Here is a 14,344-nt window from a genome sequence, read left to right on the forward strand (position 1 = left end):
ATTAAACTTAAAACACTCTCTTGTGAAAAGTTCACTTTACTTTGACTACATACATACAGTTGATCAATCATGTACAAGTAATAATCCATGTGTTGGCGCAATTCCTTCTCGTATTTCAAGATTTGATTATGGTGTTCGTGCTGAAAACACAAATCCATTACGAACAGTAACTGTTCGTAATTCTGAGTTTTATGACAATACAACTGTTGGTTCTTATTTTAATAACATGCATTCTTTTTTCTTTGAAAATAATTACATGAGAACTCCTGGTGAAAATTGCTGGGCTGCTGCCTATCTGAATGAATGCAAAAATTATACATTTAAAAACAATACTTTGCTACAAGATTATAGCGTTACACAAAAAGTTTTCGCAGGTGTATATGCAATGAGTAGCGCTGAAGGCGCACACAAAATATATCGCAATACTTTTTCAAATTTTCATGTGGGAATTGCACCAGTAGGTAATAATAGTGGTATCCTAAACGTTGATGATGGCTTACTTATGAACTGTAATGATTTCACCCAAAAGCAAAATGATTACGACATCGGTTTGGTTTGGCAGAGCACGCCTCCTACACCACCTACGGTAATGAAGGTTCAAGGGCCTACAATCATTCAAAATATGACTGCCCAAAACATTGTGCGAAACAAATACGCAGCAGATTGTTTTGGTAATGAAAATAAATGGTATCTCCAAGGCACCAACGCTCGTAATTTTATCGATTATGACCATGGCTGTAATGGCAATCCAGTTTCTAATCCAAGTGCATGTGATGATATAAGCCTTTACGTATTTCCAGTTGCCTTTGCAGAAAGTCCTTCTGACTGTCCAGCGAATATAGTGCAAAACGGCTGTACACCTCCTTGTCTAGAACCAATAAACCTTGTATTAGGCGGAGCAATAGTTCAAACAAATTCGCTTGTTAATTACTACAATAGTATTATTGATGGAGGTAATACTCAAATTTTATTGAATGCTATAAATAGTGGTATGGGTGAAGGTGAGATGAAAAACCTACTCTTACAATATAGTCCGTACCTAAGTGATACTGTATTATCTGCCTATTTTAATCGTACAAATTGGCCATTAGGGCATGGCGTTCAAATTCATAATGCAAACAAACCTGTTTCAATTCCTGTATGGCAAGTAATTTTAAACAGAAATCCACCTTCTGGCATTTTATCTCAATTAAATACAAATCAGAATCAAAATCCAACTAGTGTTAGAAGCGGTCTTGAACAACGTTTAAGTCTTTCTAAATTTAATCTTCAGTCATTATATTCTGAAAAACTCAACTACTTTCTAACCGATAGTTTACCTTCAAGTCAAGATAGTGTAATTAATATCTTGCAAAGTCCAAATGTAAATATTCCAGATGCAGATGTGTTATTGGTATATGCTTATATTAATAAAGGCGATTATTTAGCAGCGCTAAATCAGGTTAATAAACTGCCAGCTAAAAAATCAGATTGGGTTCCATTATTAAAATTATATATAGAGGCAGCAAAAGTTCCACAAAAAGAATTATCTATTTTTGAAAGTTCAACTGGTGCTTCATTAATTTCAGACTACGCTAAGAGCATTACAGGTATTGCAGGCCAAAGCTCAGCAAAATCATTGCTTAAATTTCTTAATGGTGAAGATTATATTATTGAGCATCCTATCCCTATTAACGATAACGCAAATGGAAGAATGGCAGCGTCGCAATCAGAATTAGTAAATGAAGATAATATTATTGCAACTAATAATCAAATAAAACTTTATCCTAACCCTACAAATTCAGGTATATATCTTTCCTATGAATCATCAGCAGAAAAGCAAGCAGAATTATTAGTAACAGACTTACTTGGTAAAGTAATAATTAATAAAACAATTAATGGCTCAAGCAAGATATACATTCCGTTAACTGAAATAAGTTCAGGTCTATATTTGATTACCATTTTAGATAATGAAAAAGTAATATTTAAGTCAAAATTAATTAAATACAATTAATTCATTCGATTGAATTATATTTATAATGCGCTGGATAATATTAAATAGTTTTTTTCTAATGAGTGTTTTTTTAAATGCACAGAGTGGTGGATTTAAACGAGAATATAAATTGCCAAATGCATTTCAAAATGTTGCCAAAGCTGTTTTTGAAACCACACCAAACAATTATATTATGGGTGGGTTTGTTTTTGATACTTTAAATGGCTCTTATACAAATCGTCTTACGCTTTTCGGAATTAACCAACAAGGTCAAAGAACTTGGACAAAAAAATATGGCAGCAGCAAGTTCGAATATCTTGATAACCTTTGGGTATCTCGGTGGTTTTATAAACAAGGGAGTAACCTTTACCACGCTGGTTGCGTAAGAGATAGCAATAATAAGTATCTAGGCGTTTTAATTAAATTCAATTTAAACGGAGACTCAATATGGCAAAATAAGTTTTATGACGATAATTATGACGTAATTCCTCTAATGGTTACAGGAAGTGTAGATGGAGGATTCCTAATTACGGGCTATGTTCAACAAGTTGGCAACCAACCTGTGTTATTAATAAAAACTAACGTAGTTGGTAATGAATTGTGGCGTAAGTACATCAACAAATCTGGCACCAACACTCATGACGGAAAAGCGATTATTCAAGATACATCAAGTAAAAAAATAATTATTGTTGGACACCAAAAGTTTGGTAATGACTATAAGGATAACATTTTGATTTGTGACAGCCTTGGAAATAAACTCAGCCAAAATAGTTATTGTGGTAGTCTTGGGGGTTGGCTCAACGATTTAATTCAAACAAAAGATAAAAAAATAGTTGCAGTTGGTAAGGCAATTTATCCACAAATCTTCTCGGGTTCAAATTTAACAAGATCTTACGCAGTAAAATTTGATTTTAATTCTCCTGAATCTCCTATTTGGAAAATAGATAATTTTGACAAATTAGCAAAAGGTAATAGTTTCACTTGTGTTAGAGAATTAAATAATGAAGTTTTACTATTTTCAGGTGGTTTAGATACTATGCAACAGAATAGCCTTCCTTTAAACGGATTAAATCGCATGACTAAATTTGATAAAAATGGAAATATGCTTTGGAATCGACATTACGATTATTCCAAAAATCCAAATGCTAACAATAATATTACTACCCGTTCATTAAATCTAGCAATAAACGGTGATTGGCTTGCTGCAATACAAATTGGAAATGCATCACCAGACCCATTCTTTTTTGTTAGATATGATAGCACGGGTTGTGATAGTACTTCTTTGTACTGTACCACTACTTTTACATCTAACATTTATGAAGTGTCAAATAATGCTTATCATTTAGTCATTTATCCAAACCCTGTCAAATCAACTCTTAATTTATCTTTTTCTAATTTAAAATTTATTACTCAAAATCTAACCTTCAAAATATTGGATGTATATGGCAGAGTAATAAGAGAAGATGAAATTAAAATAGAAACCCAAAACTCTCTTAATATTAGTGATTTAGAAAAAGGCATTTATTTTATGCAACTCTATAATATGAACAAACTTATTGCTACTAAAAAAATCATGAAAGAATAAAATTCTGTTTTTACATACGAATTTTATACTTTAACGCTTTGAAACAATAAACCTAAAATTTATTTAATGAGGAAATTCTTATTTGTTACTTTAATTTCTGTCTTAATGTTTGTTCAATTTAGCGCACAAAACATTTATACTTTCGCTGGCAATGGTACTTTTGGATATAGTGGTGATGGGGGGGCCGCAACAAATGCACAGCTGTCATTAGTGCAGGGTATTGCAGTAGATGGATTGGGAAACATATATGTCGCGGATCAAAGCAACAATCGTATAAGAAAAATTACTCCCTCTGGAATTATCTCAACATGTGTTGGTACGGGCATTGGTGGATATAGCGGAGATGGGGGGCCGGCCATAAATGCTCAAATAAGCACACCATATGGGATATCGATAGACGCGAGTGGGAATTTGTTTATTGCGGATTTTAATAATAGTCGGATTAGAAAAGTGAATACATCGGGTATCATATCTACCGTAGCAGGTGACGGTACTCAGGGCTTTGGAGGTGATGGAGGTCCGGCAACAAATGCACAGCTCAATGCCCCAGTAAGTGTTGCTGTGGATGCAGCTGGCAACCTTTACATAGCAGATTTTAGTAACTATCGCATTCGTAAAGTAACTCCTGCAGGTATTATTTCTACAATTGCCGGTAATGGTACAGCCGGATTTAGCGGAGATGGTAGTACCGCTGTAAGTGCACAACTGGATCTGCCTTACGGTGTAGCCGTTGATGTAGCAGGGAATGTCTACATTGCCGATCAGAACAATCATCGAGTGCGAAAGGTTAATTTGTCCGGAATTATTACAACTTATGTCGGTACTGGTGTTGCAGGATTTAGCGGAGATGGGGGCATAGCAACTAATGCTAAATTAAATTTTCCATATAGCCTTGCTTTTGATCTTTCAGACAATTTGCTTATTGCTGATCGTTTCAATAATAAAATCAGGAAAGTAAGTGCGGGAAATATTATTTCTACAGCTGCAGGTAATGGAGTGGGTGGATTTAGCGGAGACGGGAATCTTGCAACAAACGCTCAGCTTAATGATCCAGCAGGCATCGCCATCACAGCAGTTGGCACCATGTTTATTTCTGATAAGAGTAATTTTAGAATTCGTGAGGTGTGCGCATCAGGTTGTTTAACAAATCTTAATACATTGATAGAAATAAATCCAGGCGTTCTTGTTTTTCCAAATCCAAGCATTGGATCATTGACTATTAGAATTGATGCTACTCTAGGAGATGGAAAATTAACACTGTATAATTTCTTGGGTCAAAAAGTTCTTGAACAAAATATCCTTACAGAAACTAATCACATTAATCTAGTCAACTTCGCCAATGGTTTGTATAGTTATACCATAGAGGATGCTGGTTTACAAATACATTTTGGCAAAATAATCATTGAATAAATTCTATTTTTCATCAATATAAGACAAACTTTTCATCCGTAAATTAATTGCATTGCAATTTTAGCATTAATATTTTCATTTGACTTTGATGGCCGTTCCCTTCGGGTCGGGCTCTCACTCATATCTTTTTATCCTACCCACCTACTCTACTATAAAAAGGATATCCGTTCCATCCCTAACGGAAAAAACCCTACTACGTTTTAGCTAACCACTTATAAAATCATTCTCACCACTTTATTTATTTTAACAGCTTTTTTAGTACTGTTTTTAAAATTTGTACGTTATACTTCTTAATACAAAGGAGGTATACATGATTCCACAAACAAAAATTAAGTACTCGTTTTTCTTCTCTTAGAGTGTTAGAAAAACTTCTTTCTCTTCCTTGCACGCTTTCGTTTTGAAAAGCTGAACATCGAAAAAAAAATTATTCACTTAAAATTTAGAAATCATGACACAATTCTTTGAAACAGGCCACGCTAAAAATGTAGCCAACCTGTTAAAGCTAAATCAGCTTATCGCAACATTCGGAATTACTTATAATCCCGGTAATGCAACAATCACAGCAGCAGCATTGGCAACACTTCATACAAATGCCAACGCAACTTTATCAAGTGTAAACAGTACATTCAATTCTTGGAAAAACGCAACCAATGCAAGAGAAATAGGATTTTCACCACTTGATAAACTTTCTACCAAATTACTTGGTGCTTTGCAAAGTACATCAGCTCCACCACAAACAATTAAAGACTGTGTTTAACTAGTAAGAAAACTTCGTGGTGATACAAAATTACACAAAACGCTTCCTGATAATCCAGAACTTCAGTTTGTTCCTGGCCCGAATCCAAATCCTATTCCAATTGAAATAGACACTGGTAAATCAAGCTCTCAACAAAGTTTTGATAGTAAACTACAACATTTAGCAAAAATGATTCTGCTTTTGCAATCCGTTCCTTCTTACACACCCAACGAACCAACATTGCAAGTAGCAGGTTTACAAACCCTGTTAAATAATCTTACAAGTTTAAACAATGCGGCAAACGTTAGTTACGCTAATTTAAAATCAGCTCGTATTGCTCGTAACTTAACTTTTTATGCAAACGACACTGGTATGCTCGACAGGGTTAGAAGAGCCAAAGCATACATAAAAAGTATTTACGGTGCTTCAAGTCAGCAGTTCATTGCAGCTAACGAAATCAAATTTATTCGTGTAGTATCCAAGAAAAAAGCTAAATAGTTCTCTGTTCTTGTTTTCTCTTTCCTTTAAAGTCCGGCATCTTCGCCGGACTTTTGTTTTGTTTAGCTTGAACTTGTTGAAGTTTACATTGAGCTTGTTGAAGTGTGCCTCGACATCCCAATCTTTTTTAACAAATGTCAGACTTTCTTTAACAAAACTGCTGTCGCATTGCTCGACATTGCAATCGCATTGCTCGACTTTGGTGCTGTCACTTACTTTCTTGGTGCTGCGAGTCACAATCTCGTCGTCTATTTTTCAGTTTTAACAATCTTTTTCTCAGTAATTCAAGTTTTCACTCAAGCACTCGTAAAAATGCTGACAGTATGTCGGACTGTTACCCTCGACTTCGTCGCTGCAACCCTCGACTCCGTGACTGCAACTTACGTTTTAACAATCTACTCGCACGTTTTAACAGTCTATTAACATTTACTCTCTAACGTTTAGCAATTTGGTTGTGCTTAAACACCCATTTTTGCAGGACTGCTTAGTTTAAATTTCTGGAAAGCAAAATGCAAACCAATTCGCAGCGTCTTTTTAGCGGTAATATTTTTATTTGGCTGCAAATCCATTTGCATTTTGCCAGCCTTTGTCCACCATTATCCATTAGAACGGGCACTGCGAGTGAAAAACTTCGCAGTACAACTCCTATCGCACGAAAAAAAAAGTGAAAACCTTTAGGACATTAAAACAAATTAGACGGGGTTTATTTTTTGTAATTGTGGTTACACATCTTTGTGGGGCCACACAACGCCTAACAGCAAACTGGCGCAAAAAAACGGACGAGGTAATATAAAGTTTAGTATCTTTAAATAACGATTGTACGAATAGAAACATTAAAGTTCCAAAACTTTTCTGCGCCAGTTCGCAACCGTTAGGCGAAATAATGGCGGACAAATCCGTTTCTTTTTTTATTTCAGCCTCATTTTCCGACGCACTTATTATTTTTTTCGCACAAATGCAGACACCTTTAAATGTGTGGACAAAAAATAATGCTTCACTCTTTCAATAAAGTGACTTTTTTTCCGAGCTCAAAAAACATTCCCTCTTTTGTAACAAATCGACAAGCTCTTGATGTTCTCGCCTTGACCACCAATCGGCGCCAACCGCACCACCGCCTCAATCGCACCTTTTGGCGCCTGCTTAACCAATACTTAACCATACTAGCCATTACATCGCCTAACACGGGGTTGGCGAACAGCGGGTGGACACCGTCATCGCGGCGAGCGAAATTATTGCGTGTTTTACACCTCTCCCACTTGCTGCCGCTAAATAATATTTGTACATTTAATAAACGTTTGTCGGGGTATGACCGGAGATTTTCAAAAATCCGCCGTCGCCAACCCCGCATCCGTTAGGCGAAATAATGGCGGACAAATCCGTTTCTTTTTTTATTTCAGCCCCACTACTCTTTCGCACTTATTATTTTTTTCGCACAAATGCAGACACCTTTAAATGTGTGGACAAAAAAATAATGCCCCACTCTTTCAATAAAGGGACTTTTTTTTCCGAGCTCAAAAAACATTCACTCTTTTGTAACAAATCGACAAGCTCTTGATGTTCTCGCCTTGACCACCAATCGGCGCCAACCGCACCACCGCCTCAATCGCACCTTTTGGCGCCTGCTTAACCAATACTTAACCATACTAGCCATTACATCGCCTAACACGGGGTTGGCGAACAGCGGGCGGACGTCGGTCATCGCGGCGAGCGAAATTATTGCGTGTTTTACACCTCTCCCACTTGCTGCCGCTAAATAATATTTGTACATTTAATAAACGTTTGTCGGGGTAAGACCGGAGATTTTCAAAAATCCGCCGTCGCCAACCCCGCATCCGTTAGTTCAATTGTGCAGGACAAAATCTCGCAAGGAAAAAACGGGCAGACATTAATTTAATAACAGACAAGAATGATTACCAAGCACCAAAAATACTTAATCGACATCCATTTAATTTCCTCATTTAACATGTATAATGGGGTTATTATTCCTCACGAAAATTTCGAAAAGGAAATTCGCAAAATAAAAGACCTTAAATTGAGTGAAAACATTCCGTCCGACGAAGTATCAGAATATATAAAACAAAAATTAATTAAATATAAATGTTCAGACACAATGATAAATAAATTCTTCGAGTGGGCAGTTCTTTAACCCTTAAGCTATTCCTTTTTTGGCGACTGAATAAGAATCGGTAGCCATGACAAGCTATTTCTGCGTGTGCGCAACTGAAAACTAACAGCAAACTGGCGCAAAAAAGCGGACGTACTAATAAAAAGTTTTGTACCCTACTATAAACATTTGTGGGGGTACTAGATTTAAGGAATACGAATTGATGATTAAGAAAATTTTAAAAAAATAAATGAAAACAAAAAAATATATTTTACCTTACACAAAATGATTTATAAACTAATAATTTTTCTACTGCTTAATTTCGGTGCACTTGCAATAGGTGGCCTCTTTACCAACAAAGGCGTTTCATCAGATTGGTATTTCAATCTATCCAAAGCGCCATGGACACCACCCGGTTGGGTCTTTGGAGCCGCATGGACAACGATTATGATTTGTTTTAATATTTACATGGCAAACATATGGACAGTTACTGAAAATAAAAGATTACTAATAATATTATACCTGGTACAATGGCTCTTAAATGTTGTTTGGAACCCAACGTTCTTTTATTATAATAAAGTAATGACAGCTCTTTTATTAATTACCTTGCTCACGGTACTCATTGGATTTATCCTACTCTTTTATTGGAAAACAATGAAATTAAATTCTCTACTAATTGCTCCTTATTTAATTTGGCTCTTAATTGCCACATCATTGAACGGATACATATTTTTTAAAAATTAATTTTGAATAAAATTACATTACGAATAATTCAATTTTTATAGGCGAAAGGTTAAATGCTCTGCAGGATTTGTAATCCTGCGGGTAAATGGTGCAATGACAAATTTAACTCACCAACTCTGCAGGATTTGAAAGTCTTATGATTTTTTATTATTGAACTGCTAATAAAAAATACTTCTTATATTTACTGAGAATAAAATCCAATTGAGCAGTTTATACAATAAACTCGGTAGAATTTAACATGAAAAGAGAAACGTCCAATTCAATTTTAGAATATGCTGATCATATTTTATATGTGAGAATAAAAGAAGGGGCCGAGCTCACCATTGAATCAATGAAAGAGCAATATGAAGCGCAGTACGAATTGGTGAAAAACGATAAATATTCTGTACTCATTGATGGAAAAAATAATGTTATTGTTCCTATTGAAGCAAGAGCATTTATGGCAGAACACAATCCACCAAACAGAAAAGCCACTGCCATTGTAAGCAATAAAAATTTGGCTACTTTAATACTTGCGAATTTCTACATTAAAGTAAATAAACCTAAAGTTTCCACTAAATTATTTCAAGATGAGCTAAAGGCCAAACATTGGCTTAAACAAAAATTACAGAAAGCCTTAAAGTAAAAATATATTACAAATAGCTTATCTTTAATGTTAAAATGGATATGAAAGCAAACGGAAAAACTGTACATGAAATTTTAATTAATGTGCCGGCCGACAGAGCCGAAGCCTTTAATCAACTGCACGAAGTCATACTTAAAAATTTACCCAAAGGATTTGAGGCCGGCATTAGTTATGGCGGTTTAGGATATGTTGTTCCGCACACTATTTATCCCGCGGGATATCATTGTAAACCCAGCGAACCCCTACCCTTTGCCGGAATAGCTTCGCAAAAAAATTCCATTAATTTTTATCACATGGGCATTTACACCGATCCTAAATTATTAAAATGGTTTGTGAGTGAATTTCCAAAACACAGTAAACAAAAATTGGATATGGGTAAAAGCTGTATACGTTTTAAAAAATTTGACGACATCCCTTTTAAACTCATTGGAGAACTCATGAAAAAAATGAGTACCAAAGACTGGATTGCCAAATACGAGGCGGCATTTAATCCCAAAACCAAAGTTAAAAAGTAGATGTTAGAAGTTAGAAGTTAGAAGTTAGAAGTTAGAAGTTAGAAGTTAGAAGTTAGAAGTTAGAAGTTAGAAGTTAATTTTTTATTTATTAAAAAAAGCATTTATTGTAATTGTTGAAAATAATTTATTTAATAATTTCATTTTTATTGATTTGTCAGAGCTTCTATTGTCAATCTGATTACCCCTTAAAAGAAATTGAAGAGTTTGGGGAAAATCCGGGAAATTTAAGAATGTATATTTACAAAAGCGGAAAAGACAGCGCTAAAATTCCCTTAGTAGTAATGCTACACGGTTGCGGAGAAAATGCCAATGCCGTTGCAGAATTAAGCGGATGGAATAAACTGGCATATTTAAATAATTTTTTAATGTTGTATCCGCAACAAAAAGGCGCTAATAACCCCAATTCTTGCTTCAATTGGTTTTTAAAAAAAGATATTGAAAAAGGCAGCGGGGAAAACGAATCTATTTTTGAAATGATAAGTTACCTCCAAAAAAAATACAATGTAGATACTACTCAAATTTTTATCAGCGGACTATCCGCCGGAGCAGCCATGAGTATTGTGATGAGCGCAACTCATCCACAGCTTTTTAAAAGCGCAGCCGTATTTGCGGGCGGCGCATATAAATCGGCAACCAATGCCTTTCAGGCGGTAAAAGTAATGCGAGGAAATGTGAATTATTCCGATACTGCTTTAGTTAGATTTGTAAAAGAACAAAATCCTAATTACACAGGTGCTTACCCCAAATTAATTATTTATCATGGAATTAATGATGGCGTGGTTGATTATAGAAATAGTAAATATCTTGTTTCACAATGGGCGGGTTTACATCAAATAGATACTATTGCAGATAAAGAAACAAAAGCTTATGCCGGAATAAAAGATATTACTAAATGGGAATACAACAATGCATTGGGAGAAAACAAAATAAATTTATACTTGATTAATAATTTAGGACACCGTTTAATGGTGAAGCGGCAAAAAAGAAGATGAAGGCGGTAACACCAGCATCTTTGGAATTGATAAAGGATATCACTCCACTTATCATGTAGCCAAGGAATTCGGGATTTTAAAAAAGGATAGTTTAGAAAGACAATAAATTGAATGTTTAATTCCCTGAAAATATTATTATTAACGCTAGCTTTAAATTTTGCTTCTCTGTCTTGCACCGATTCATCAGTTAAAGAAGTGCAACCCTCTAAAAATATACATTTTTCAAAAGCTAACATAAAAATTCCGGAATCGTATGAAAAAAAATACGGAGTAGAACTATTTAGTTGTGGCCCAAGAGGTGGTGTGCATGTATCAAAAGAAGGAAATTCTTATTCCTATAGAATCTTCAGACTTCAGTTGGTGAACGATAGTGTAAAACCAATGGAATTAAATATTGAGTTACCGGAAATAGCAATACCTCAAAATACTTTTGTATTAAATTCGATTCATGCCTTTTTAATTCCACAAGAGTATTCACCGGAACGTATAATAGACACATTTAATTTCGGTGTCAAAAATATTGAGCAATTTTTAGAAACAGGATTAACAAAATCCACTACGGTTAACAAAAAAATTAAACCGAACGAAAATTGCGTACTTTATTTTGGATGTTTAGTAGATGGTGTAGCTAGAGCGTATTTTAATTTAACTGAATCTATCTCCAAGGATAATCAATCCAATAATTCTAATTTAGTTATAAACTGCATGGAATTTGATCTTAATTTCCATTTGAATACCAGTAATCCATCGGGTTCAAATACATTCAAATGTGGAGTTATAAAATTTATTGATTAACGATTCAACACACTTTTCACCTTACAATAGTATTAAATTGTATATTTACTATTACGCAATAATAAATACTTTATAAGATAATGGTTTTAGAAATAATAAATTTTGTAGTGTTCCTTGTTTACATTTTTTTATTGTACAAAATATTTGCACACTTTCAAAAATTTTCCATATCCATACTCGCCATATATTATGTAGTTTTTGTTTTGCTTGGCCTGTGCACATTATATATCACCTTTATTCTTGCATTTTCCGGCGCATTACCAAATCATTATGTTGATGATTTTAATTTTAAATTAATTTATGATTTGGCCCTGGTAATCGGTTTTGTTAATTTATTCCTTTCCATTGCCGGCATCATTATACTTATTGTAAAACAAGTGCAAGCCAAAAGAAAAAAGTATGAATCCTAATATTTTTTATTCTGCTATACTTGTTCTTCTGGTGTTTCATGTGCATGCACAAGGTGATATTGAACATATCAAAAAATCAGGACTATCTGAAATACAAAAACCAGGTAGATTGCAATAACAAGGCTGGCGACAATTTATCGGAAAGAATTTGCGCCAATTTATCTTTTCAAAAATCCGATTCTATTTTAACTCAAGTATATGATAGTTTATTATGGATTTCGAAAACAAACACCATAGATAGTTTAACCGATAAACTCATTCGATTACAAAAAACATGGCGAACATTTCGCGATCAGCATTGCAAAATAATTTACGATAGTTATGCTGGTTGCGGCGGTTGTCATATACGTGCCATCTCCTATTTATTTTGTTTGCGGGAATTAACCGATAACAGAATTGTAGAATTAAGAATTTGGAAATCACATTATCCGAATAAAAAAAGCCCGAATCATTGCTGAACCGGGCTTTTAAGTTTTAAAACATTTAATTATTCCTGAATGTTCACTTTTTTTTATTGAGGTTCCTTTTTCATTAATCATTCGTAAATTTATAAATTTCAATTGGTAAATTCGAAATATCTTTAAATTCCTATATTCTTTTCATCACGCACGCACAACACCCTTCATGTCTATTAATTGTACATTCCCATCGAATTTTTAAACCATTGCAAAGTGCCACTTGCCGGATTCGGGAAAACACGCACGTCTTTAAAGTAGATTGATTGTAGAAATTCCGTAATCAATGCTTCTTTCTGACTCATTTTCATTCCGAAATTTTTAGTAACCACTGTTCCGGTTTTCTGCAGTGGGCGCAGACTCGCTACCCTTCTTTTAGACAAAGAACTGCAGTAAATGTACTCTACTCTTCTCATCAATTTGAAAAGTGTTGGTACCGGAAGTAACAGTTAGTGAAACCGTTTGAATCACTTGATTGCAATTACTATGTGTCTTTGGTCCTGGTAATATTACTGTTCCTACTCCAGTTGCACTGTAACTATTAGTTCCGCGCCCAATTTTAGTGTTCCGTTGCTTAGCGCACGCTTGCCGCATCACTACCTGAACTGCCTAAGCCAACCGGCCAAGTAAATAATTGAGCCGTATTGGTAAAGCTTAAAATTTCCGGCCCAACAGGCGCGTAAAGCCATTAAATTCCACCGTACCGCTCCAACAGTCACGAATTCAACTCGGTTGCTCCGCTCCATTTGCACAAATCAGCACCCGGAATAACTGGCTGATGGGTGTGCAGAAACAGAGTGTAAGATTCGGTATAAGCAGAAGAGTAGTAGTTAAATTAGAGAAATCCCCAGACCTATCCCGGTACCTGTGGCTTTTGGTTACACGTTGTGTCGTATTCTTTTAATGTAACCAAATCACCAACGGTTGGGCAATTAGCCGCCTTGGTTAAGTAAGCTGAGCTTCTACATCCCGGTAAAAGCAAACAACCCCATAAATAATAAGTGGATCTTTTTCATATGATTAATTTTATGTTGCTTCAAATTATAAAACATCAAATAAATAAATGACCGCAATCTTTTAACAGAATTATTCATCACTAATTCCATTTAAGTTATCAATGAAGTTTTATATCCTATAATTTTGAAGAATTTATAGGAAGACATGAAAATAAAACTAAACCTTTTTCATTGAAGCGACACCAACCCAGTTAATCCATTCACCACAGCTTGGGCTCATTACAAGTTGATAATTGGTTCGGTTGTATGGAATTTTCTATTGCACATTAGATTGTTGAGATAAATTAATTGCGAATATCAAATAAAAAGTATGAGGCAAAATATTAAGAATTTCGTAAATTGCAAGAAGTTTTTAACAAAACTATTTCTTTTAATCAATATTAAGCTTGCCGTTTCTTTGGTGTTACTTTTTAGCTTTCAACACTTGGCAATGCTGCTGGCTGGAATCTGTTTGGAAATAAAGTGGCATAAAACGGAAAAGTCAAAA

14 protein-coding genes are annotated in these 14,344 nt (G+C 34.8%); 13 read left to right on the forward strand and 1 reads right to left on the reverse strand.

Translation table 11 applies throughout. The annotated features are described in order from the left end of the window. Positions 1-22: 22 nt before the first annotated feature. The 13 genes from IPM51_15370 (at position 23) to IPM51_15430 (ending at position 12,844) form a co-directional block, all read left to right on the forward strand. Positions 23-1,993 carry a T9SS type A sorting domain-containing protein gene (locus tag IPM51_15370; GenBank protein ID MBK9285678.1) on the forward strand — a complete coding sequence of 657 codons (1,971 nt, stop codon included), beginning with the start codon at positions 23-25 and terminating at the stop codon, positions 1,991-1,993. Between the two features lie 58 nt (positions 1,994-2,051). Continuing rightward, the gene (locus IPM51_15375) at positions 2,052-3,557 is read left to right on the forward strand and encodes a T9SS type A sorting domain-containing protein (protein MBK9285679.1); all 1,506 of its coding nucleotides are present in this window, start codon (positions 2,052-2,054) and stop codon (positions 3,555-3,557) included. A gap of 66 nt (positions 3,558-3,623) precedes the next feature. After that, complete coding sequence (locus IPM51_15380) at positions 3,624-4,967, forward strand: T9SS type A sorting domain-containing protein (protein ID MBK9285680.1); 1,344 nt, start codon at positions 3,624-3,626, stop codon at positions 4,965-4,967. Positions 4,968-5,415: 448 nt separating this feature from the next. Then, positions 5,416-5,724, forward strand: a complete 309-nt coding sequence (locus IPM51_15385; GenBank protein ID MBK9285681.1) for a hypothetical protein — start codon at positions 5,416-5,418, stop codon at positions 5,722-5,724. Positions 5,725-5,892: 168 nt separating this feature from the next. Further along, complete coding sequence (locus IPM51_15390; protein ID MBK9285682.1) at positions 5,893-6,201, forward strand: hypothetical protein; 309 nt, start codon at positions 5,893-5,895, stop codon at positions 6,199-6,201. A 1,906-nt stretch (positions 6,202-8,107) separates the two neighbouring features. Next, positions 8,108-8,347: a hypothetical protein gene (locus tag IPM51_15395; protein ID MBK9285683.1), complete on the forward strand. Its 240-nt coding sequence runs from the start codon at positions 8,108-8,110 to the stop codon at positions 8,345-8,347. Positions 8,348-8,590: 243 nt separating this feature from the next. Next, complete coding sequence (locus tag IPM51_15400) at positions 8,591-9,049, forward strand: tryptophan-rich sensory protein (GenBank protein ID MBK9285684.1); 459 nt, start codon at positions 8,591-8,593, stop codon at positions 9,047-9,049. A 238-nt stretch (positions 9,050-9,287) separates the two neighbouring features. Then, on the forward strand, positions 9,288-9,674 hold the full coding sequence (locus tag IPM51_15405; protein ID MBK9285685.1) for an STAS/SEC14 domain-containing protein: 387 nt from the start codon (positions 9,288-9,290) through the stop codon (positions 9,672-9,674). A 41-nt stretch (positions 9,675-9,715) separates the two neighbouring features. After that, positions 9,716-10,189, forward strand: a complete 474-nt coding sequence (locus IPM51_15410; protein MBK9285686.1) for a DUF1801 domain-containing protein — start codon at positions 9,716-9,718, stop codon at positions 10,187-10,189. Positions 10,190-10,299: 110 nt separating this feature from the next. Next, positions 10,300-11,181: a PHB depolymerase family esterase gene (locus tag IPM51_15415; protein MBK9285687.1), complete on the forward strand. Its 882-nt coding sequence runs from the start codon at positions 10,300-10,302 to the stop codon at positions 11,179-11,181. Between the two features lie 111 nt (positions 11,182-11,292). Continuing rightward, positions 11,293-11,976: a hypothetical protein gene (locus IPM51_15420; GenBank protein ID MBK9285688.1), complete on the forward strand. Its 684-nt coding sequence runs from the start codon at positions 11,293-11,295 to the stop codon at positions 11,974-11,976. Positions 11,977-12,107: 131 nt separating this feature from the next. Then, a complete protein-coding gene (locus IPM51_15425; GenBank protein ID MBK9285689.1) occupies positions 12,108-12,386 on the forward strand; it encodes a hypothetical protein in 279 nt (92 codons plus the stop codon). Positions 12,387-12,445: 59 nt separating this feature from the next. Next, positions 12,446-12,844 (forward strand): DUF1311 domain-containing protein, encoded by a 399-nt coding sequence (locus IPM51_15430; GenBank protein ID MBK9285690.1) that lies wholly within the window; start codon positions 12,446-12,448, stop codon positions 12,842-12,844. A 173-nt stretch (positions 12,845-13,017) separates the two neighbouring features. Here the strand turns inward: IPM51_15430 and IPM51_15435 are convergent, their stop codons facing one another. Further along, on the reverse strand, positions 13,018-13,224 hold the full coding sequence (locus tag IPM51_15435) for a hypothetical protein (GenBank protein MBK9285691.1): 207 nt from the start codon (positions 13,222-13,224) through the stop codon (positions 13,018-13,020). Positions 13,225-14,344 lie beyond the last annotated feature (1,120 nt).

It is taken from the genome of Sphingobacteriaceae bacterium (assembly GCA_016715905.1).
In the GTDB taxonomy this organism is placed as follows: Bacteria; Bacteroidota; Bacteroidia; order B-17B0; family Aurantibacillaceae; genus Aurantibacillus.